Annotated in this window: 20 protein-coding genes; 10 read left to right on the forward strand and 10 right to left on the reverse strand. The window is 71.5% G+C overall.

Annotated elements, in window-relative coordinates:
- Positions 1 to 83 precede the first annotated feature (83 nt).
- Entirely contained in the window at positions 84 to 512 is a 429-nt protein-coding gene (locus tag ABGB11_RS27105; RefSeq protein WP_347637067.1) for an ATP-binding protein, read from the reverse strand.
- 89 nt (positions 513 to 601) lie between these two features.
- Between ABGB11_RS27105 and ABGB11_RS27110 the strand changes: the two genes are divergently transcribed.
- The gene (locus tag ABGB11_RS27110; protein ID WP_347637069.1) at positions 602 to 1,429 is read left to right on the forward strand and encodes a helix-turn-helix transcriptional regulator; all 828 of its coding nucleotides are present in this window, start codon (positions 602 to 604) and stop codon (positions 1,427 to 1,429) included.
- Positions 1,426 to 1,620: a DUF397 domain-containing protein gene (locus ABGB11_RS27115; protein ID WP_347637071.1), complete on the forward strand. Its 195-nt coding sequence runs from the start codon at positions 1,426 to 1,428 to the stop codon at positions 1,618 to 1,620. Before ABGB11_RS27110 ends, ABGB11_RS27115 begins: the two co-directional genes overlap by 4 nt.
- A 58-nt stretch (positions 1,621 to 1,678) precedes the next feature.
- Here ABGB11_RS27115 and ABGB11_RS27120 read toward each other — a convergent pair whose 3' ends face one another.
- Positions 1,679 to 2,344 carry a hypothetical protein gene (locus ABGB11_RS27120; RefSeq protein ID WP_347637073.1) on the reverse strand — a complete coding sequence of 222 codons (666 nt, stop codon included), beginning with the start codon at positions 2,342 to 2,344 and terminating at the stop codon, positions 1,679 to 1,681.
- Between the two features lie 117 nt (positions 2,345 to 2,461).
- Positions 2,462 to 3,139 (reverse strand): helix-turn-helix domain-containing protein, encoded by a 678-nt coding sequence (locus ABGB11_RS27125; protein WP_347637075.1) that lies wholly within the window; start codon positions 3,137 to 3,139, stop codon positions 2,462 to 2,464.
- Positions 3,140 to 3,225: 86 nt separating this feature from the next.
- Between ABGB11_RS27125 and ABGB11_RS27130 the strand changes: the two genes are divergently transcribed.
- Complete coding sequence (locus ABGB11_RS27130; RefSeq protein WP_347637077.1) at positions 3,226 to 4,077, forward strand: NAD(P)H-binding protein; 852 nt, start codon at positions 3,226 to 3,228, stop codon at positions 4,075 to 4,077.
- Here the strand turns inward: ABGB11_RS27130 and ABGB11_RS27135 are convergent.
- Both ABGB11_RS27135 and ABGB11_RS27140 read right to left on the reverse strand, forming a co-directional pair.
- On the reverse strand, positions 4,074 to 6,020 hold the full coding sequence (locus ABGB11_RS27135) for a SpoIIE family protein phosphatase (RefSeq protein WP_347637079.1): 1,947 nt from the start codon (positions 6,018 to 6,020) through the stop codon (positions 4,074 to 4,076). The two genes, ABGB11_RS27130 and ABGB11_RS27135, sit on opposite strands and share 4 nt — an antisense overlap.
- Before the next feature lie 140 nt (positions 6,021 to 6,160).
- On the reverse strand, positions 6,161 to 6,733 hold the full coding sequence (locus tag ABGB11_RS27140) for a snapalysin family zinc-dependent metalloprotease (protein ID WP_347637081.1): 573 nt from the start codon (positions 6,731 to 6,733) through the stop codon (positions 6,161 to 6,163).
- A 150-nt stretch (positions 6,734 to 6,883) separates the two neighbouring features.
- On the opposite strand from ABGB11_RS27140, the gene ABGB11_RS27145 reads away from it, so the two are divergent.
- Entirely contained in the window at positions 6,884 to 8,305 is a 1,422-nt protein-coding gene (locus ABGB11_RS27145) for a DHA2 family efflux MFS transporter permease subunit (RefSeq protein ID WP_347637083.1), read from the forward strand.
- A gap of 316 nt (positions 8,306 to 8,621) precedes the next feature.
- A complete protein-coding gene (locus ABGB11_RS27150) occupies positions 8,622 to 9,146 on the forward strand; it encodes a hypothetical protein (protein ID WP_347637085.1) in 525 nt (174 codons plus the stop codon).
- A 5-nt stretch (positions 9,147 to 9,151) separates the two neighbouring features.
- Here ABGB11_RS27150 and ABGB11_RS27155 read toward each other — a convergent pair whose 3' ends face one another.
- Complete coding sequence (locus tag ABGB11_RS27155) at positions 9,152 to 10,423, reverse strand: acyltransferase (RefSeq protein WP_347637087.1); 1,272 nt, start codon at positions 10,421 to 10,423, stop codon at positions 9,152 to 9,154.
- Positions 10,424 to 10,567: 144 nt separating this feature from the next.
- Between ABGB11_RS27155 and ABGB11_RS27160 the strand changes: the two genes are divergently transcribed.
- Positions 10,568 to 11,218: a nitroreductase family protein gene (locus ABGB11_RS27160; RefSeq protein WP_347637089.1), complete on the forward strand. Its 651-nt coding sequence runs from the start codon at positions 10,568 to 10,570 to the stop codon at positions 11,216 to 11,218.
- A gap of 212 nt (positions 11,219 to 11,430) precedes the next feature.
- On the opposite strand, the gene ABGB11_RS27165 is transcribed toward ABGB11_RS27160, so the two are convergent.
- From ABGB11_RS27165 to ABGB11_RS27180, 4 genes are all read right to left on the reverse strand, one after another.
- Positions 11,431 to 12,543 carry a chitinase gene (locus ABGB11_RS27165; protein WP_347637091.1) on the reverse strand — a complete coding sequence of 371 codons (1,113 nt, stop codon included), beginning with the start codon at positions 12,541 to 12,543 and terminating at the stop codon, positions 11,431 to 11,433.
- A 10-nt stretch (positions 12,544 to 12,553) separates the two neighbouring features.
- Positions 12,554 to 13,567: a chitinase gene (locus tag ABGB11_RS27170; RefSeq protein WP_347637093.1), complete on the reverse strand. Its 1,014-nt coding sequence runs from the start codon at positions 13,565 to 13,567 to the stop codon at positions 12,554 to 12,556.
- A gap of 330 nt (positions 13,568 to 13,897) precedes the next feature.
- Positions 13,898 to 15,457 carry a cellulose binding domain-containing protein gene (locus ABGB11_RS27175; protein ID WP_347637095.1) on the reverse strand — a complete coding sequence of 520 codons (1,560 nt, stop codon included), beginning with the start codon at positions 15,455 to 15,457 and terminating at the stop codon, positions 13,898 to 13,900.
- Positions 15,458 to 15,691: 234 nt separating this feature from the next.
- Positions 15,692 to 16,411, reverse strand: a complete 720-nt coding sequence (locus ABGB11_RS27180; protein ID WP_347637097.1) for a response regulator transcription factor — start codon at positions 16,409 to 16,411, stop codon at positions 15,692 to 15,694.
- A 623-nt stretch (positions 16,412 to 17,034) separates the two neighbouring features.
- On the opposite strand from ABGB11_RS27180, the gene ABGB11_RS27185 reads away from it, so the two are divergent.
- The 4 genes from ABGB11_RS27185 to ABGB11_RS27200 are packed head-to-tail and all read left to right on the forward strand — an operon-like array spanning position 17,035 to position 21,060.
- Positions 17,035 to 17,283 carry a phosphopantetheine-binding protein gene (locus ABGB11_RS27185; RefSeq protein WP_250357312.1) on the forward strand — a complete coding sequence of 83 codons (249 nt, stop codon included), beginning with the start codon at positions 17,035 to 17,037 and terminating at the stop codon, positions 17,281 to 17,283.
- Positions 17,280 to 17,540, forward strand: a complete 261-nt coding sequence (locus tag ABGB11_RS27190; protein ID WP_347637100.1) for an acyl carrier protein — start codon at positions 17,280 to 17,282, stop codon at positions 17,538 to 17,540. The genes ABGB11_RS27185 and ABGB11_RS27190 overlap by 4 nt, the downstream gene beginning before the upstream one ends.
- Entirely contained in the window at positions 17,537 to 19,468 is a 1,932-nt protein-coding gene (locus tag ABGB11_RS27195) for an aminotransferase class I/II-fold pyridoxal phosphate-dependent enzyme (protein ID WP_347637102.1), read from the forward strand. The genes ABGB11_RS27190 and ABGB11_RS27195 overlap by 4 nt, the downstream gene beginning before the upstream one ends.
- Complete coding sequence (locus ABGB11_RS27200; RefSeq protein WP_347637104.1) at positions 19,465 to 21,060, forward strand: D-alanine--poly(phosphoribitol) ligase; 1,596 nt, start codon at positions 19,465 to 19,467, stop codon at positions 21,058 to 21,060. The genes ABGB11_RS27195 and ABGB11_RS27200 overlap by 4 nt, the downstream gene beginning before the upstream one ends.
- Positions 21,061 to 21,062 lie beyond the last annotated feature (2 nt).

Here is a 21,062-nt window from a genome sequence, read left to right on the forward strand (position 1 = left end):
AGCGGCCAGGAACGGACGCCGCCCCGCCGTGGCCCTTTGATCGGCAATGGTCATGCTCGTCTACCTTCCGTCGAGCGGCACCGCTACGGATACATGCGGGACCACACCCACTTGCCGCCGGCCGGGTCGGCGGTGGCACCGCATTTGGCTGACAGGGCCTGGACGATGTGCAGGCCCCAGCCGCCGTTGTCGTCGAACGCCTCCTCTGACAGGTCGAGGTCTTCGAGGGTGAGTTCGGTCATCGGCTTGGCCTTGGGCAGCTCGTGGTCGGCGTCCCAGACGGCGATGATGATCCCGTGAGCGTCCCGGCTGAGCTGGAGACGGATCTCCTTGCCCGGCGTCTGGCGGGCCGCGTTGGTGACGAGTTCCGAGACGATGAGTAGCGCGCTGTCGAGAATGCACGAGTAGTCCCATTTGCGGATTTGAGCATCCACAAAAGTGCGCGCCAGCCCCACTGCGGAAGGTGTGCCCATGAGGGGCATGATCGGCTCTGCGGTCGCCGTCATCGCCATCGTCCCGTCCCTGCTCAAGATTCCGATTTCCTGTGACAAGGATCACGGAGGGGTTCTACGTTTTGCCTGTAGTCATCGAAGATGAATACATGGAGGACGCAATGCCGATCGTTCGAGAACCTCTCGATCCGAAGGTTTCGATGTGGTATTTTCTCGCCTTCTACCTGCGGTTTTGGCGCGAGAAGACGGGACTCTCGCTGACCCAGTGCGGGGAGATCATGGGAGTAACGCGGGGCACTGTATCCAACTTCGAGGCAGGGCGGCGGCGCCTGCAAGACGACCACGTTCGGGCGCTGGACCGACATTTCGGGACGGGATTGCTATTTCAGCTCTTGCTCTGGTTTGCCCGAATGGCCCACGATCCCAACTGGGGAAAGCAACTCGTCAAGTACGAGCAGGAAGCAACCCTGATCAAGGCCTACCACGGCCAGGTCATCCCGCTCGCCCTCCAGACCGACGAATACACCTGGGCCTACGTCAAGTCCGGCACACCGAAGGACTTCGAGGCCGCGATGGAGAGGCGCGTTGCTCGAAAGAGCTCCTTCTTCGAGCGGGGGACTGCGGTCGAGTTGTGGGCAACGATCGATGAGAGCGTGTTGGCGCGTGAGGTCGGAAGCCCGGAGGTGCACAAGGCGCAGTTGAACCACTTGCTGGCCATGGCTGACCTTCCGCAGGTCAGCCTACGTATCGTCCCGTTCAAGTCGGGTGCTCACCTTGGTGTTGACGGCTCGCTCCAGATTCTCAGCCTGGAGAGCCGCGACATCGCCTATTCGGGCGCCCAGAACGGTGGCCGCTTGATCGAAACGCCTGGCGAGGTTCGCGAATTGTCGGTTAAGTTCGATCGTATCGGCGCGAAGGCGGCCTCCCTGGAGGATTCGCGCGAGATCATCAAGCGGTACGTGGAGAGCTACGAATGATCATGCAGTGGCGCAAGAGCAGCCACAGTGGCGGAGCGGACGATGAGCACTGCGTTGAGCTGGGACGACTTGCGCCAGGGGCCGAGATTGGTGTGCGGGACAGCAAGGACCCGGATGGGGGTCACCTTGCCCTGTCCGCTGCGCAGTTCGCCAGCCTGATCGAGCAGGTCAAGCAGTACCCGACTCGCTGACCGTCCCGTCCGGCCTGATACCGTCATCGGCGTTCTTGCGAGCGCCGCCCGGTGGAGTTCAGGCCGGCTGCGTGGCGGCAGGCTCCTGCCGCGTGCGTCGGGGGAAGACGATCGCGAACAGGACGGTGCCGAGCCCGACCGCACCCGCTGTCCAGCCCGTCCATTCGGGGACCCTGCCCAGCGTCACGGAACTCGCGGGCTTCACATGCAGGCCGACGGTGCTGGCGCGGTTCCCCAGGACGCGCGCGTCGAAGTGGTGCGCGTTGTCCGGGGCCGTCCCCGACGACTGGCGGAGGGAGCGGTACTCGGCCCGGGACATGGTGACCCCGCCATGCATCCTCTTTCCATCCACCGTCCAGTCGCCCCCACATGTGTAGCCGGACAACGTGCAGGCCCTCTTGTAGGGGATGGCGACTCGGGTCGGCTCGCCGTACTTCCAGACGTATCCGGGCTTGGCGCGCTCGATCGAGCCGATGATCGCCAGAACTCCCACCGACAGGCACGCCCCGATCAAGACCACCGCAGCGGCGTTGCCCCACCGGTCGGCCACGGCGCCGGCCGCGAAGGTGACAGGCGCCAGCGCGAACACGCCGACGAATCCCAGCAGTATGGAGAGCAAGACCAGCCCTACGAGCCGTCCTCCGGGGTTCGCCAGCAGAGCCCACTCTGTGACTCCGAACAGCAGAATCCCCAAGGGGACGGTCCACAGCAGGGTCTGTTTCATGGTCCTTCCTCCTGCTGTCCGCATGCTCTGGTGAGGCTGTTGATCACCCGTAGCCAGGCGCTCACGGTAGACCATCACCACCGGCGCGACCGTCGTCAATCTGAGACCTGGTGTCGGTCACTGGGTTGCCAGGCGGGTCAGCCATTCGTTGAGGAGGGTCTTTTCGCCTTCTGTGAGGGCTTCGGTTTCTGGGAGGTGGGCTCGGAGGGCCGTCGCGGCGGCGGCCGGGCCGGGGGTCGGGGTGGCCGGGGTGTCGGTGGTGATGGCGGCGATGACCGCTTCGCGGGCCAGGGTGGAGAGGCCGAGGTCGCGCTGGTCGGGGGGCATGGCGATCAGGGCGACGGTGGTGCCGGAGCCTGCGGCGTGGACGAGGTGCATGGCGCGTTCCTCGGTGACGCGCAGGCGGCCCGCCTCGGCGATGCGGCGGATGTGGCCGGCGAGGATCTCGATGCCCGCGAGGGCCGCCGGGGGGACGGCGCCGGGGCGCGGCTCGTACATGACGAGGTAGAGCGCCGGGTTGGCCAGGCCGAACTCGATGTGCAGGTCCCAGCCGGCGCGGAGGTCGTCGACGGGGTCGCCGGTGGGTTCCCGGGCGGTCTTGCTGTCCAGGTAGGTGGCGAAGCCCTCGGCGGCGACGGCGTCGAGGAGGCCCTGCTTGTCGCCGAACAGGCGGTAGATCGTGGGGGCCTGGACGCCGGCGGCGGCGCTCACCGCGCGGGTCGACACCGCCTCCCGGCCGCCCTCGGCGAGGAGCTTCGTGGTGGCGGCGAGGATGCGATCGCGGGCGGCGTCCATGGGAACGACGATAACAAAACCTGGTTAGCGTTGGTTCGGTATCAGTGTTAGCGTCAAGGTGTTAGCGCTGATACCGAGGAGGCATCATGATCGTCGTTACCGGAGCGAACGGGCGGCTGGGACGGGAGGTCGTCGAGCGGCTGGCCGAGCGGGTGCCCGCGGAGCGGATCGTGGTGAGCGTCCGCGATCCGGAGAAGGCGCGGGCGTTCCGCGAGCGGGGGATCCGCGTCCGGCGGGGCGACTTCGCCGAGCCCGAGAGCCTCGTCGAGGCCTTCGAGGGGGCGACGCAGGTTCTGGTGGTGTCCGTGGACATGATCGGTGAGGCGGCGGTCGGCGCGCACCGTGCCGCGATCGAGGCCGCGGAGAAGGCGGGGGCGCGGCGCGTTCTCTACACCAGCCACATGGGGGTGAACCCGGACTCGCCCTTCCCGCCCATGCTCGACCACTCCGCCACGGAGGCCGCGCTGCGGGAGTCGGGGCCGGCGTACACGGCCCTGCGCAACGGCTTCTACGCGTCCACGACCGAGAGGCTGCTCGCGGCGGCGCTGGAGACGGGCGTGCTGGCCGTGCCCGAGGACGGTCCGGTCTCGTGGACGGCCCACGCCGACCTCGCCGAGGCCGCCGCGATCATCCTGGCCCAGGTGCCCTTCGACGGCCCGACGCCCGCGCTGACGGGCGGCGAGGCGATCGACATGGCCGGGGTCGCGGCGATCGCGTCCGAGGTGACCGGGCGGACGATCCGCCGGGTGGTCGTCCCGGACGAGGAGTACCGGGCCGGTCTCGTCGGTCACGGTGTGCCCGGGGACGCGGCGGACATGCTCGTCGGCATGTTCGCCGCCAGCCGGAACGGTGAGTTCGCCGGCGTCGACCCGGCGCTCGCCGAGCTGCTCGGGCGCCCGCCGGTGCCGCTGCGCGACGTCCTGAAGGCGGCGCTCTAGCCGGGGTCGGTGGTCGTGTGGGGGAGGGCGACCTGGGACAGGACGTGCTGGGCCGGGCTGCCCGCCGGCGCGTACAGCAGGAGCGGGCGGCCCAGTGCGTCGGTATGGGCGCAGGCCTCGTGGAGGACGGCGACGCCGGCGCTGCCCAGGTGGGTGACGCCGGTCAGGTCGACGGTGAGGGCGGCGGTGCCGCCGCGGGTGCGCATCTGCAGCTCCTCGCGCAGCTCCCCGGCGGTGGCGGCGTCCACCGGGCCGTCCACCCGGATCCGCGGGACGGCCCCCTCCGACGGCTGCTCGAAGATCAGCAGGAGTTCCGGGATGTCCGGTGGCGGGGCGGCCGGCGGCGTGATCTCGCCCGCGGACAGCAGCCGCACCGGCCGGGTGAGGCGGTGCAGGACGGTCGCGGTCGTCCCGGACGGGTCGGTCTCGATGCGCAGGTGGCCGACGAAGTCGGTGGCCATGGCGAGGCCGCGGCCGCGCTCGATCTCCAGGTCGGGGATGTGCTCGCGCCAGCGGCCCTCGTCGGCGACCTCGATCTCGACCGAGCCGTCCCCGGTGCACTCCGCCCGGACCCGCACGGTGCCGGGCGGCGAGGCGTAGGCGTGCTCGACGACGTTGCCGACGAGCTCGCCGACGGCGTGCCGCAGCAGGATCACGTCCTCCGCGCGGGTGCCGAGATCGTGCAGCCAGTCGTCCAGGGCCTTGCGGACGGCGGGGACCGCCTCCGTCCCGGCCGGCATCTCCAGCAGCAGCGGCGACGGCGGGAGGGTCCGCTGCGCGGCCAGCAGCGCGATGTCGTCGCGGTGGCCGGTCACCCGGACCAGCAGCTCCAGCGTCTGCGTGGTCAGCCGGTCGACGGGGGCGAGCCACTCCTCGCGCATCGCGCGGCCGGCGGCGACGTCCGCGGCGGCCCGCGCGAACTCCACGGTGCCGCCCGCCGGCCCGACGCCGGGCCGCTCGATGATCCCGTTGGTGTAGAGGAGCAGGTGGTCGTCGAGCCCGAGGCGCGCCTCGGCGAGCGGGAAGCGGGAGCCGGTGCCGAGCGGCCCGCCGCCGGTCGACGGCAGGTAGCGGGCCTGCCCGCCGGACGGGATCAGCAGCGGCGGCGGATGGCCCGCCGTGCAGTACGTCAGCCGCCCGTCCGCCGGGTCCACCGCCGCGACGCACACGGTCGCCGCCCGCGCCGCGTCGGACCGGACGGCGAGCCGGTCCCCGGCGGCGAGCGCCTCCCCGAGGTCGCCGCTGTGGTCGAGCCGGTCCTCCAGGACGGCCCGGAGCCGCCCCATCGCCGCCGCCGCGGCGGCGCCGTGCCCGGCCACGTCCCCGGCGAGCAGGGCCGTCCGGCCGTCCGGCAGCGGGACCGCGTCGAACCAGTCGCCGCTCGCCGTGTCGCCGGCGCCGGCGGGCAGGTGGACGCCGCCGAGCCGCAGGCCGGGCAGGATCGGCAGGCCTTCCGGGAGCAGGTGCCGCCGGAGCGCGTCGGCGGGGTCGTGCCGCCCCGCCTCCCGCCGCCCCGACCTGCGCTCCAGGACCCGCTCGGTGACGTCCTGGAGGTGGGCGACGAGGCCGGTCACCGAGCCGTCGGGGGCGCGGCGCGGCAGGACCACGCCGTCGATGTAGATCTCCCCGCGCTCGCCGTCCTCGTCGCGGCCGAGCTGGACGCGCCACTCGCTGATCGGCTCGGCCTCGCCGGTGGCGAGGGGGCGGTCGAAGGCGCCGAGCAGCTGCTGCCCGACGGTCTCGGGGAGCACGTCGCGCAGCCTGCGCCCGAGGACGTCCTGCCGCCCGACGAACTCCCGGTAGGCGGCGTTCGCGGCGACCACCGTGTGGTCCGGGGTGCCGAGACCGACGATCGGGACGGGCGCGGTCTCGAAGATCTCCCGCACCGTGCGGGCGTCGCCGGTGCGCGCCGCGTACGCCTCCTCCTCTTCAGGGTCGTGCACCGAACCTCCAGCGTCGCCGTCGTGCGTCCCTTGTTTCCGGCTCGTCCTGTTTCACACCTGCGGGGCGGGACGGCCGCGCGCACCGGGCCCAGAGGGGCGCCCGCCGGGAGCGGGCGGGCGCCCCGTGTGCCGCGGACGGCTCAGCGAGCGAGGGCGGGAGCCTCGCTGATCGTGACGCCGGGGACGACGGCGCCGCGGCCGTTCTGGAAGTTGCGTTCGACCTCGGCGACCTCGGCGGAGTTGGGGTTCGGGTTGCGGCAGGACGTCCCGGCGCTGGCGCCGGACATCAGGTCCGTGCACAGCCCCGTCCGCCGGTCCGGCAGGCCGAGGATGTGGCCCAGCTCGTGCGCGGCGATGCGGACCGGGTAGTGCCCTTCCTGGACGGCCTGCCGTCCCATCCACACCCTGCCGCTGCCGAGGCCGGTGGGCTGGGCGCGGGGCCATCCGTCGTCGGCGTACACGACGACGTCCGCGGGGGTGCCGGCGACGAACCGGACGTTGCTCACGTGTTCGTTCCAGATCCGGGCACCCTCGTCGACCGCCGCTCGGAACTCGGCGGCCTGGCTCGCGTCGTAGGTGACCGTCCGGACGGCGTCGGTCTCAGGACGGGGCGACGCCGAGGCGGCCGCACCCGTGCCGATCAGGCTCGTGCCGACGAGGAAGGCCAGGCCGAGCAGCAGCGCGGCGCAGGCCCGTAGGAGCTTGGAAGCCATGCAGACTCCTTGTGATAGCGGGGGGTCGTCTCGACTATCGACCAAGCGCCGGGACATTGCCACCGCCGGAGGGTCCTAGGCCGAACGGACGTGGCGGACCAGGACCGGCGACCGACGCGCGCGACCCGGTCCGGCGACCAGCATGGACCCATGACCACTCCAGAGCTCACCGCCGAGGCCCCCGCCCGCCGGGCCGCGGCGACGCCCGGCTGGGCCGCCCTGCTGGCGGCGTCCGTCGGGCAGTTCCTCGTCGTCCTGGACATCTCCGTCGTCAACGTCGCCCTGCCCCACATCCGGGAAGGCCTCGGCCTCGGCGCCACGGGCCTGCAGTGGGTCGTCAACGCCTACTCGCTGACGTTCGCCGGGTTCCTCCTGCTCGGCGGGCGCGCCGCCGACCTGTACGGGCGCAAGCGCGTCTTCATCACCGGCCTCGGCCTGTTCACCGTCGCCAGCCTCGTCGGCGGGTTCGCCCCGGACGGCGGCATGCTGATCGCGGCCCGCGCCGCGCAGGGCCTCGGCGCCGCGATCCTGGCGCCGGTCACGCTGTCGCTGATCACCGGCACGTTCCCCGAGGGGCCGGCGCGGACGAAGGCGATCGCCATGTGGACGGCCGTCGGCACCGCGGGCGGCGCCACCGGCGGCCTGGTCGGCGGGCTGCTGACCGACTACCTCAGCTGGCGCTGGGTGCTGCTGATCAACGTCCCGGTCGGCGCGGTCGTCGCCGTGATCGCCGCCCGCTGGCTGCGCGGCGACCGCGACACCGCCGGGCACCGCCGCCTGGACGTGCCCGGCGCCGTCCTCGTCACCGCCGGGGTGGGGCTGCTGGCGTTCGGCATCAGCCGGGCCGAGAACCACGGCTGGACGGCGCTGTTCCCGCTCGCCGCCGGGCTCGGCCTGCTCGCCCTGTTCGTCGCCGTGGAGTCGCGCGCCGCGGAGCCGCTCGTCCAGCTCCGGCTGTTCCGGCTGCGGAGCGTGGCGGTCGGCAACCTCGCGACCCTCGTCGGGACGATGGCGGGCTTCGCGCTCTGGTACTTCCTGTCGCTGTACATGCAGAACGTCCTGCACTACAGCGCCGTCCGGACCGGTCTGTCGTTCCTGCCGCACACCGCGGGCATCATCATCGGCTCCCGGCTCGCCCCGACCCTGATGGCCCGGATGGACGCCCGGCTCCTCGCCGGGATCGGCGGGCTCATGACCGCGGCCGGCTTCGCCTGGCAGAGCATCGTGCTGGACGCCGACGGAACGTTCCTGACGTCCATCCTCGGTCCCGGCGCGACCATGGCCCTCGGCTTCGGCCTGCTGATGACCCCGCTGGTAGAGGCGTCGACCTCCGGGGTGGCGGGATCCGAGGCGGGCGCGGTGGCGGGCGTCGTCAACACGTCCCGGACGATCGGCGGCGCGATCGGCCTGAGCCTCCTCGGCACGGTCGCCGCCAAGGCCGGACCGGACCTCGTGGACGGCTACTCGGCGGCCTTCGTGGTCGCCGCGGTCGTCACGACGGTGGGCACGGCCGTCGTCCCCTTCCTGCCGAAGCCCGGCCGCGCACCGCAGGAGGCTCCCGCGAAGGCATGACCGCGGACCTGTCGCCGGCAGCGCGCGGGCGCTCTGCCGGCGACCGGACGTGGACGCGGTCTGGCACTCCCGCCGCTCGGTCGACGACAATCGAGACCGGCCCACCTCCTGATCCGGGGAGCCTCGGATGCGTCGGCGATCGGCTGCCCTGATGGCGTTGTGCCTGCTGCTCCCGGCCGGGTGCGGGGGCAGTGATGAGAGCGGCCCCCGGGGAGAGGGGACCCGGTCCACGACTCCCTCCGCACGTGCCCCGTCGCCGTCGGCGACCACGGAACCGGCCGTCCGGGGCGGGGTCTACCTCGACGCGGACGACTGCGTGCGGAAGGTGAAGGTCGGCGGCGGGACGGGTTACCCCGAGGTGGACTGCGCCGACCCCCGGGCCTACGCCAAGGTGCTGTCCAGGTACCTGGTGGAGAGGGTTCCGTCCATCACCGCGAGCGAGTGCCACGACGACACCGACCTGCTGGTGGACATGCGGGAAAGCCTCGGCGTGCTCGGCACGTATGGAGGCGATGAAGGGTACGCGTGCCTGCGCCTCCGAAAGCCGCCCCATCCCAGTGACCCCGGCCGCGGAGGCGGGCCGCGGGCCCGAGTCGGCGACTGCGTCACGGTCGGCGAGGACGATCTCGGCGTGATCGCACGGCTCGTCATGGGGAACGAGGTGCCCTGTGCCAAGGCCAAGCGGGGCTCCGCCTACCGGGTCGTCAAGATCGTCACGGCGCCGCGCACCAAGGGGCCGAAGTGCCCCGCCTCGTCCGAGCAGTTCACTCCCACGTCGCTGCTGGGAAGCTCCACCGACCCGCTGGAGGAAGTGGAGTACGTCTGCGCCAAGAAGCTCTAGGCGCCTCAGGTGACCGCCGGTTGGGGTTCCAGCCGCGGGTCCGGGGCGCGCGGGCGGGCGAGGCGCCGGCCGAGCCGCTGGGCGGGTGCCTCGATCCAGCGCTGCGAGGCCCAGCTCAGCACGATCAGGGCGAGGAGGAAGAAGCCCAGGCCGACCACGTCCTCGCGTCCGGAGACACCGAGGAACTGCGCCGCGACCATCAGCAGCAGCGGATGCAGCAGGTAGACCGAGAAGCTGATGGTTCCGAGGCCGGTCGCCCAGCCGGGGAAGCGGGCATGGCGCAGGCGATAGGCCGCCCCGAACGCCAGGGCCGCCGCCACGACCGCGCCGCACCAGACCAGCTGGGCGTTCCGCCCGTAGGGGGCCGCGTTCCACGTCCCGGCGACGAGCGCGCCGCCGATCACCACCGCGCCCGCCGCGGTGCCGGCGCGCCGCGTGATCTGGCCGTGCTCGGCGCGGTGGATCGCGGTGCCGAGGAACATGATCGCCAGCATGACGAGCCCCTCCCACGCGCTGATCCGGCCGTTCAGCGTGACCAGCGCGGCGGCGAGCAGGCCGCCGAGGAGGCCGCCGGCGGTCCGCGTCGCGGGACGGCGGGACATCGCCGCGCCGATCGCCACCACCAGCGCTGCGGCGGTCACCGCGACCACCGGGCCCGTCCCGACGGTGCGCGACAGCAGCCCCGCCGGCGCGTGCGCACCGGTGAGCAGCCCGCCCGCCGTGAGCGTGACGGCCACCAGCGCGACCACGGTGATGACGACGGCGGCGGGCGCCGAGCGGCGGTGCCCGCCGACCACGAACAGCGCGACGATCAGCAGGTAGAAGGCCATCTCGTAGGAGAGCGTCCACAGCACGTTCATCGCGTTCGGGACGTTCAGGACGTCCTGGAGCATCGTCATGTGCGCCAGGACGGCCGTCGCGGGGGAGTACGTCTCCAGCCCCGCCCGCAATCCCAGCACACCCAGCAGGAAGGGCAGGACGGCGAGGAGGCACGTCACCGCGAGGAGCGGGTAGATGCGGAAGAACCGGCCGATCCAGAACCCGCGCACGCTGCCCCGCCGCTCCAGCGACGCGGGCACGATGTACCCGCTGACCAGGAAGAACACGAGCACGCCCACCAGGCCCGGATCGAACCAGTCAGCCATCCGCACACGTAGTCCTGGGAGATACACATAGCTCGCGTGATGCAGCGCCACCGCGAGGGCCGCCCCGCCCCGCAGCGCATCAAGCCACCCAAGTCGGGACGTTGCGGAAGAAACATCCGAGGCGGGAATCATTCCGACAGACTAGACGCTCATGCCTCAGGCGTACCGCTGTATCCGGGTCACGCCCCAATCGGATATTCACCGTGAAATAGGCGAGAACGGATGTCCGAGGTCCCCGGTTTCCGGCGGCTCCGGGCCGCTCGGCACGATGAGGGGATGACGACACTCCCGTTGAGCCCTGATGAGCTGCTGACCACGACCCGTACCGTCCGCAAGCGACTCGACCTGGAACGTCCCGTCCCGATGGAGCTCGTCCGGGAATGCCTGGAGGTCGCCCTCCAGGCGCCGAGCGGCAGCAACCGGCAGGGCTGGCAGTGGGTCGTCGTCACCGACGCGGGCAAGCGCGCGGAGATCGGCGAGTACTACCGGCGCGCGTTCAGCGCGTACGCGCAGGGCGGGGGGACCGCCGCCGGCCTCTACCAGGACGATCCCGAGCGCGCCGAGGTGCAGCGCCGGGTCGGGGAGAGCGCGGCCTACCTCGGCGAGCGCATGGGCGACGTGCCCGTGCTGGTGATCCCGTGCCTGCGGCTGCACGGCGGCAAGCTGCCGGACGGCAACCAGGCCGGCCTCTGGGGCTCGCTGCTCCCGGCCGCGTGGAACTACTGCCTGGCCGCCCGCGCCCGCGGGCTCGGCACGGCGTGGACGTCGCTGCACCTCGCGTACGAGCGGGAGGTGGCGGAGCTGCTCGGCCTGCCCGAGGACGTCCGGCAGGGCGCGCTCGTCCCGACCGCGTACTACACGGGCGAGACCTTCCGTCCCGCCCCCCGCGTGCCGCTGGACGAGGTGCTCCACATCGACGCCTGGTGACGGTTTATTGGCGGATAGCCAATAGCTATTGCCGCAGCGCCAATAAGGTTCTATCGTCGAGGTCGCGGGGTCGCCGAGCCCCGGCGGCCCCGCCCCCCGTCAGCGCGCCGTGCGGGAGGCGGGGTCGCCGGCCCCGGGCGGGGCCCACCGACCCGGGCCTGGAGGGGGCCGGCGCCGGGAGCGGGGGAGCGGCGCCGGCCCCGGGATCGCGGTTACGGAAGGCCGTTCAGGAACGGCTCGTGGCTGTTCGTGAACTCCCAGCCGTAGTAGCCGTCCCAGTTGATCGACCAGGCCATCAGCCCGCGCAGGGCCGGGGACGTCCCGCCGCGCGGCGAGTACGACCCGCAGTCCTGGCCCTTGACCAGGCAGTTCACGGCCTGCTGCACCTGGGCGGGCGGCGTGTGCCCGTTGCCCGCGCTGACGGCGGCGGGCAGGCCGATGCCGATCTGCTCCGGCCGCAGCCCGGGGAACGTGTGACCGGTGTTCGCGATCGGGAAGCCGGCCTTCACCATGTCGGTCATCGCGATGTGGAAATCGGCGCCGCCCATGGTGTGGTACTGGCCGTCCAGGCCCATGACGGGACCGGAGTTGTAGTCCTGGACGTGCAGGACGGTCAGGTCGTCCCGCATTGCGTCGATCACCGGCAGGTAAGCGCCCGTGCGGTTGTCGCCGCCGCCCGCGCCGCCGTAGAACTGGTGGCCGACCTGAACGAAGAACGTCTCCGGCGCCATCGTCAGCACGAAGCCGCTCCCGTACTTGGCCTTCAGCGATTTCAGCGCCGAGATCAGGTTGACGATCACCGGCGTGGTCGGGTTGCGGAAGTCGGTGTCGCCGGGGTCCAGGTAGAGCGAGTGGCCCTCGAAGTCGATGTCCAGGCCGTCCAGCCCGTACCGGTCGATGATCTCCGAGACGGACCGGACGAACGCGTCCCGGGCGGCCGCCGTCGTGAGCTGCACCTGGCCGTTCTGGCCGCCGATCGAGATCAGCACCTTCTTGCCCTGCGCCTGCTTCGCGCGGATCGCGGCGATGAACTCCTCGTCGCTCTCCACGTTCGGGCACTCGCTCTGCGGGCACCGCGTGAACCGGATGTCACCGGACGTCGGCGACGTCGGCTCGCCGAACGCGAGGTCGATGATGTCCCACCCGTCGGGGACGTCCGCCATCCGCACGTAGCCGGACCCGTTGGCGAAGCTCGCGTGCAGGTACCCGATCAGCGCGTGCTTCGGCAGGTCGGCGGCGGCGGGGGCGCCCCTCGCCAGCGCGGGGTTCGTGACCCCGATCAGCAGCACGGCGGCCAGTGCCGCCAGAACCCGGATCTTCGTCATGGCGGTCCCCCTACGGCAGCGTGTCGAGGTGCGGGCCGACGGTGCCGGCGAAGTTGCCGCCGTTGGTGACGTCCCAGTTGATGGACCACGTCATCGCGCCGCGGATGTCCGGGTAGGTGCGGGCCGGTGTGAACGAGCCGCATCCGGTGCCCTTGGCGAGGCAGTCGAGCGCGCTCGTGACCGCCGACGGCTCGACCACGCCGCCGCCCGCCGCGCCCGGCCCGGCGGGCAGGCCCAGCGCCACCTGGTCCGGGCGCAGGCCGTTCTCCAGCTGGATGCACGCCAGCGCGGTCATGAAGTCGACCGTCCCCTGCGCGTACACCTTCTGGTCGCAGCCGAGCATGGAGCCCGAGTTGTAGTACTGCATGTGGACGACGGTGAGGATATCCTTGATCTTCAGTGCGAGGTCGAAGTACGTCCCGGCGGTGGACTGCATGTCGATCGTCTGCGGCGCCATCGTGATGATCAGGCCGTCTCCCGCCGCGGAGCGGAGCGACCTGAGCGCCTTCTCCATGTACGTCGGGTTCAGGCCGTTCTCCAGGTCGATGTCGACGCCGTCGAAGCCGTACTCGGTCATCAGCCCGTGGACGGAGTCGGCGAAGAGCTGCGCGGAGGCGTCGTCGGAGACCTGGATGGCGCCCTTCTCGCCGCCCACCGAGAGGATGACCTTCTTGCCGCCGGCCTGGAGGGCCGCGATGTCGGCCTTGAACTGCTCGTCGGAGTAGCCGCCGAGCGCGGTCGACAGCTCGGGGTCGACCCGGAAGGTGACCTCGCCGGCGCGGGTGGTGGCCTCGCCGAACGCGACCGCGATGAGGTCGTACTCGTCCGGGACCTGGGAGAGCTTGAGCTCCTCCGCCGGATTGACGAAGTCGTGCCAGTAACCGGTCAGGAAATGCTCGGGCAGTGCCGCGGTGGCGGAGGGCTTGGCGGGCGCCGCGTCGATCGTCGCGGCCTGTGCGGCGGGCGCGACGGCGAGGGGAAGGAGCAGGGCGGCGAGGACGCTGAGAGCGGAGCGGGGGCGCAAGGGGGAACTCCCTGGGTCTGGTTGCCGACGGATTCCCCCGAAACCCGTGTCGTTCGCTTTATAGATAGGAAGGTTTCCTGTCTAATTGGCCACAGTAGGCCACCGGCCACAGCCGGGCAAGGCCCTTCCGAAATGGCCTGATCGGCCCGCCGCAACCAGTCCAGTTCGAGGACCGAACCACCGACCCCGGCTCTGAAAAATCGGCGATCGACGCCCAAGAACGCGCCCGTCGCCGGCAGATCTCGCCAATCACGCCGCGCTTCTGGCGCGCGCGGTAACAGCAAAGGCGCGGATCGTCCACGTGGACGATCCGCGCCTGCCAGAGGTGGATCAGAAGCCGGCTGTGATTCTGGTGAACTCCCAGTTCTGCTGGTCGATGCCGCTGCAGTTGGACGTCACGCCGCCGCCGGGGCAGGGGCGGTCGCGGTTGACGGACCAGTAGGCCAGCCGGGCCAGGCCGTGCGACCTCGCCCAGTCGCGGATCCGCGTCCAGGTCGCCGGGGACGTCAGCTCCTGCTGGTCGGACAGGCCGTTCATGCCGGAGATGCCCATGTGGGAGTAGGCGGTGGCGTCCGACCACCCGAACGCCGATGTGAGCGCGTTCTTCAGGCCCTCGGAGGCGTTGACGGTGTTGCCGTACATGTCCGCGCCGCCGCCGAAGTCGAACGGCATGATCGTGAACACGTCCACGTTCGCCTGGAGTGCCGCGGCCCGGTTGATGAGGCGGGTGCCCCAGTAGTTCGGGCCGGTGGTGCTCGTGCCGAAGGTCAGGATCGTCTGGATGCCGGGGTTGCGCTGCTTGACGATCTTCAGGGCGCCGAGGATGCGGTCCTGGACGGCCTCGTTCTCGAACTCGTCGCTGTTCTCGATGTCGACGTCGATGGCCTTGAGCCCGAACGCGTCGATCACCTGCTGGTAGGCGCCGGCGAGCGCCTCGGGGGAGGAGCAGTTCGGGCCGAGCTTGTTGCCCGACCAGCCGCCGATGGACGGCAGCACGTCACCGCCGGCCGCACGGATCTGGGCGATGGCCTGCTCGTCCGCGCCGCCCCTGAGCGGGCGGTTCCCGTCCCACGCCGCGTTGCATCCGCCGCCGGACAGGATGAACGCCATCGTGAACCACCTGATCCCGGTCGCGTTCATGACCGTGGCCGGGTTCGGCGGTTCGCCCCAGCCCATGTACAGGTAGGGCGCGGCGTGCTTGGTGCCGGCCGGCGGGTTCGTGCAGCCGCTCGTGGTCGCCGTCACCGAGCCGCTCGCCGCGGACTCCCCGGCGGAGTTGTACGCCCGCACCGTGTAGGTGTGGTCCGAGCAGGTGGCCAGCCCGCCGACGGTGGCGCTCGTCCCGGTCACGGTGGCCCGGACGGCGGAGCCCTCGTAGACGCGGTAGCCGGTGACGGACCCGGACGACGGGGACCACGACAGGGTGAGCGAGGTGTTCGTCTTCCCGGTCACGCTCGGCGTTCCGGGCGCGGACGGCGCACCGGGGTTGCCGCCGCCGGAGCAGGACGAACCGTTGATCGTGCAGTTCTGCGGCGTCCCGGACCCGCTGACGATGAAGCCGAACGAGACGCTCGCGCCCGCGGCGACGGAGCCGTTGTACTCGCGGTTGGTGAACGTGGCGTGCTGCCCGGACGGGGTGAGCAGCGCGTCCCAGTAGGTCCCGACCGAGGAGCCGGACGGCAGGTCGAACTCCACCTTCCAGCCGGGGACCGCGGTGGCCGTGTCGTTCTTGATCGTGTACTTGGCCTCGTAGCCGGAGCCCCAGTCGGACGACTTGGTGAAGGTGGCCGTCACCGAGGCGGCACTGGCCGGGACGGGGGAGAGCAGGGCGAGGAGCAGGGAGCAGAGGGCGGTGAGCAGCAGGCCGGGCAGGAGGCGTCTTCTTCGCAAGGTCACTCCCGGGTAGGAAGACGTGGACGAGCGGGCATCCCCCGAACCCCGAGACGGTCGCGCGGTGATCTAATAGGAAACTTTCCTATAAACTCGACTGAACGGTAACCACCCGGACGGCATCCTGCAACCCCCGGGGAACGCGCCCGCTCGCGCGCATGCCGGACCGCGCGCCGACCACCCCAGGTGCCGGGCCGGACCACCCGCCGAATGGCTCCGGCGGAAGCGCCGAAATCAGTCGTCGATGGTGCTTTCCGTCCCGATCCGCGTTATCAGGCCGCTCTTGTAGGCGACCGCGACCGCCTGCCCGCGTGTTCCGACGTCCAGTTTCTTCAGGACGTTGTGCACATGGGTGCGCACGGTCGTGATGGAGATGGAAAGCTCCCGCGCGATCTCGACGTTGGACGCGCCGCGGCCGAGCAGCAGGAGCACTTCCTTCTCGCGGCCGGTGAGGTTGGCGCTCAGCGAGTGTCCGGACTCCTTGGGGGCGGCCTCGGGGCGCGGGCACAGGGCGTGCCGGGCGCTCTCCGGGATGAGCAGCGTCTCCCCGGCCATGACCAGGCGCAAAGCCTGGATCAGCTGGTCCGACGAGGTGTCCAGGGAGAGCACGGCGGAGACGCCGAGCCCGATCGCCTCGACCGACCGGTGCACGTTCTCCGCTTTGGCGATGAGGATGACCTTGGAGATGCCGGCCAATTCCGCGAGTTCACGCTGATGGGTCACGAGGGTCAATGCGGGAGCGACGACGAGCGTGATGTCGGGGCAGTTCTCGGCGGCGTCCCGCAGGACCAGGTCGCCGGTGGTGTGTCCGATGATCTCGATCTCCGGCTCGTTTTCCAGAAGCGCGGAGAAGCCGTCGGCGAAGAGCGGCTTATCGCAGCAGAGGAGCAGCCTTTGCTTTAATCCCATCGGACCTTCTCGCCACGTCGTGCTGGTGTGCTGCCGGCGGAACACTGCATGTGGATTCCTGACCCCCGGTCGTGCTTCGAGAATCGGGCTCCGGCCACCGGAGGGGGCGGGGAGCGAAGGTGTCGGTGGTTGAAGATTCATCCGCTCTACGGGTGTTCACTCTCCGAATATGGTCACTTACCAATCGTACCCCGATGATGGCGAACGCTTCATTATGACAACGTATCGGGCCTATGGCGGTGGGCTCTGGGGCCTATTTGTCACGTCTTTATCCTTGGGCCCTTCCGTGGCAACCCGAAGGCCGCCGAAGAAAACGTGAACGATCATGAATTCATCCCGCTGAACAGGGCGCATGCGCTTCCCTGGTGGCCGAGGCGGGGCGGGCGGGCCCAAAACCGGGGGTTCGCACCCGCCCGTTCCGTGCTTCCACGGATCGCCGGCGGCCGGACCGCGCCGCCGCTAATGGATTCCTTGTCAATTGGTCGGGGCAATTGCCGGGCCGGCGCGCCCCGGACGAGAAGTCAGTCGCTGCCAAAGGGCGGCTGACCAGGTGGTCGTCGCCATCAAGGCCCGGTCAGTGGTTCGTCAGCGCGGCCGTCAGCGCAATGCACGACAGTCGGGACCGTCCGCTGATCTCCAACGCCGTTCACACGGCATAGGGGGAAGTCGTGAGTGACGTGTACGACCGATTGGTCGATCTGCTGGTGGACCGCTTCGAGGTCGACCGGACGGCCGTGGGACCGGACGTCGTCTTCCAGGAACTGGAGGTCGACTCGCTGTTCCTGGTGGAACTGCTGCTGGTCGCCCAGACCGAGTTCGGCGCCGAGATCGGCGAGGACCTGGTGTCGCCCTCGGACACGATCGGCCGCGCGGCCGAGCTGATCGAGCGGCAGATCACGACGGCGGCCTCGCCGTGACCACGGCGGACTTCCTCATCGGATACATCGCCGACGCCTGGATGGGCGGGGACGCCGGCGGGCTCCGCGCCGACACGCCGATCCTCGACCTGAACATCATCGACTCGGCGGCGATCTTCGACCTGGTGCACGCGCTGCAGGCCGAGTTCGGCGTCACCGTCCCGCTCCAGGAGATCACGCCCGCGAACTTCGGGTCGGTCGGCGCGATCGCCGCGCTGGTCGGCCGCCTGGACGAGGAGGAGAAGAGCGTCCGATGACCGACCTGGCCCACAGCGCCCCGGCCGGCCGGCAGGTGCTGGAGATCATCGCCTCGAACACCCTCTACGACGTCTCGCAGCTGCGGCCCGAGAGCCACCTCGAGGGCGAGCTCGGCGTCGACGCGGCCGTGCTGGACGCGATCCTCGGCGACGTGCGGGACCGCTTCGGCCCGGACGTGCGGCTGCCCCGCGAGGCGGCCACGCCGCAGGACCTGATCGACGCGGTGGAGCGCTCGCTCGCCGCGTCCGTCCCCGCCACGGCCACCCCCGTCCCGGCCACCCCCGTCCAGGCCGGCACCGTCCAGGCCGCGCCGGACGGCGCGCGGCTCGCCGAGGCGGTCATGACGGCGGCCATGCGGCACACCCACTACCGGCGCGACCAGCTCGACCTCGACGCCGAGCTGGAGGCCGAGCTCGGCATCGACTCGGTGGTGCTCGCCTCGATCATCGCCGACGCCACCGAGGAGCTCGGGCTCCCCGGCCCGGCGCCGGAGCTCACGGTGCCGAACCTGCGCGCCCTCATCGCCGAGCTGCGCGACCGCGCGGCCGGGGACGCGTCCCGCCCGGAGCCCGCGGAGGCGGCCCCGGTTCCCGACGACCCCGGCCCGCGCGAGCTCGCGGTCGGCGAGCTGGACCCCGTCCGGCCGGCCCCGAGCGCGACGTGGGACGACCGGTCCATGCGCGACTTCATGGACGACCGCGACCCCGACCTGTTCGCGAAGGCCCGCGGGTTCGCCTCCTACCTGCGCGGGCGCGAGGCCGAGCACCTGTACTGGTACGGGATGCCCCTGCGGTCGCGGTGCCCGAACCGGGCGCGGATCCACGACGAGCTGACGGGCCGCACCCGCGAGTTCCTCATGTTCGCCTCGAACAACTACCTCGGGCTCGCCAACCACCCGCGGGTCATCGACGCGGTCTGCGAGGCGACGCGGACCTACGGGGCCACCAACACCGGCTGCCGCATCATCGGCGGCACCAACCACCTCCACAAGGAGCTGGAGCGCCGGCTCGCCGCGTTCAAGGGCCGGCCCGCCTGCATCGTCTACCCGGGCGGCTACCCGGCCAACCTGGGCGCGGTGTCCGCGCTGGTCAAGAGCCACGACGCGGTGATCGTCGACAAGCTCAACCACATGAGCATCGTGGACGGCTGCAAGCTGTCCGGCGGCGTCCGCAAGATCTACGGGCACAACGACATGCGGGCCCTGGAGCGGGTGCTGGAGCGGTGCCGGGACCAGGTGCGCGGCAAGCTCATCGTCACCGACGGCGTGTTCAGCATGCACGGGGACGTGTGCGACCTGCCGGAGATCGTCCGGCTGGCGCGCCGGTACGGGGCCCGGGTCATGGTGGACGACGCGCACTCGACCGGCGTGCTCGGCGAGCGCGGCTCCGGCACCGCCGAGCACTTCGGCCTCAAGGGAGAGGTCGACCTGGAGCTCGGCACCATGAGCAAGACCCTCGCCGGCATGGGCGGGTTCGTCGCCGGCGACGAGGAGGTCATCGAGTACCTCCGCTTCTACTCCAACTCGTACGTGTTCGCGGCGACGATCCCGGCCGGGGTCGCGGCGGGGCTGATCGCGGCGATCGACGTCATGGAGGAGGAGCCGGAGCGGCTCACCGCCCTCTGGGCGAACATCCGCCGGCTGCGCACCGACCTCATCGACGCCGGGTTCGACCTGGAGAACACGCAGAGCGCGATCCTGCCGATCGTCGTCGGGGACGAGCGCCGGGCGATGGAGATGGGCCGGGCGGTGCGCGCCCGCGGCCTGTTCTGCCAGACGGTCGTGTTCCCCGGGGTGCCGCTCGGCGACGCCCGGCTGCGGGTGAGCGTCACCTCCGAGCACACGCCCGAGGACCTGGCCCTCGCCGCGCAGATCTTCGTCGACGCGGCGCGCGAGACCGGCGTCCTGCCGCGGGGGGCGGACCGGTGAGCGCGCGGCGGCTCGGCATCCTGGACGAGGGCCTCGCCGGGCTCCCTGACGTGGAGTCGGCGGAGCACGCGGCCCGCCCGGCCCTCCTCGGGCGGCGGACCGTCTCCTACCGGGAGCTGGCCGCGACCGTGGAGCGGGCGTCCGCCGGGATTCTCGGGCTCGGCGCCCGCCTCGGCGACCGCGTCGCCGTCTGGATGGACAAGGGGCCGGAGTACGCCGAGGCCATCCTCGCCGCCCTGCGCGCCGGGTGCGCCTACGTGCCGATCGACGGCGGCCAGCCCGCGGCACGGGCGGACACGATCCTGCGGGACTCGGAACCGGTCGTGCTGTTCACGGACGCCCGCCACCTCGCGCTGCTGTCCGGCGCGGAGCCGCCGCCGTCCGTCAAGGCGATCGTCGTGGCGGGCGGCACCGCGGCGGGTGGCCTGGTCGTCGAGTGGGGCGCGTTCCTGGACGGCGCCGGGAAGGCCGGACCGCCGCGGGTGACGACCGGCGACCTCGCCGCGATCCTCTACACGTCGGGCTCCACCGGGGCGCCCAAGGGCGTGAAGATCTCGCACCGCAACCTGACGGCGTTCACCGGCTGGTCGCGCCGCGAGCTGGACGTCGGCGCGGACGACGTGTTCGCCAACCACGCGTCGTTCAACTTCGACCTCAGCACCTTCGACCTGTTCGTGGCGCTGTCGGTCGGCGCCGCCGTGTGGATCGTCGAGGACGCGCAGGCCCGGGACGTCGCCGCGCTGGCGGCCGGCATCCGCGAGCACGGCGTCACGGTCTGGTACTCGGTGCCGTCCATCCTCACCCTGCTGACCGTCTCGGGGGCTCTGACGGACGAGACCGTCCGGAGCCTGCGCTACGTGCTGTTCGCCGGCGAGGTCTACCCGATGCCGCGGCTGCGGGAGCTGAGCGCCCGGCTGCCGCGCGGAACCGCCCTGTACAACCTGTACGGGCCGACGGAGACCAACGTCTGCACCTACCACCGGGTCCGTCCCGAGGACCTGGACCGGGACGAGCCGGCGCCCATCGGGCTGCCGGTCGGGAACGCGCGGCTCATCGTCGTGGACGAGCACGACCGCCCGCTGGACGGCCCGGACGCGCTCGGCGAGCTGGTCGTCGAGGGCGACTGCGTCACCCCCGGCTACTGGGGCCGCGACTCCGAGCCGCCCGCCGAGCTGCACCGCCGTCACCGGCATCCCACCGGCGACCTGGTGAGCCGGGACAAGGACGGGCCGCTCGTCTACCGGGGCCGCAAGGACCGCATGGTGAAGGTGTCCGGCTACCGCATCGAGCTCGGGGAGATCGAGGCCGTGGTGCTGCGGCATCCAGCTGTCGCCGAGGCCGCGGTCCTCGTCACCGGCGAGGGCACCGACGCCCGCCTCGCCCTCTTCTACGCGGTCCGCGACGGCGCCGAGGCGCCCGGCCTCATCGAGATCAAGCGGCACTGCGCGGAGCACCTGCCCAAGTACATGGTCCCGCACGCGGCGACCCGCCTCGCGGCGCTGCCGCGCAACTCCAACGGCAAGGTCGACCTCGGCCGGCTCCGCGGCGGCGCGGCGGACCGCCCGGCCGCCCCGGCGCCCCTCCCGTCATGAGC

Source organism: Actinomadura sp. B10D3 (assembly GCF_039871695.1).
In the GTDB taxonomy this organism is placed as follows: Bacteria; Actinomycetota; Actinomycetes; order Streptosporangiales; family Streptosporangiaceae; genus Spirillospora; species Spirillospora madurae.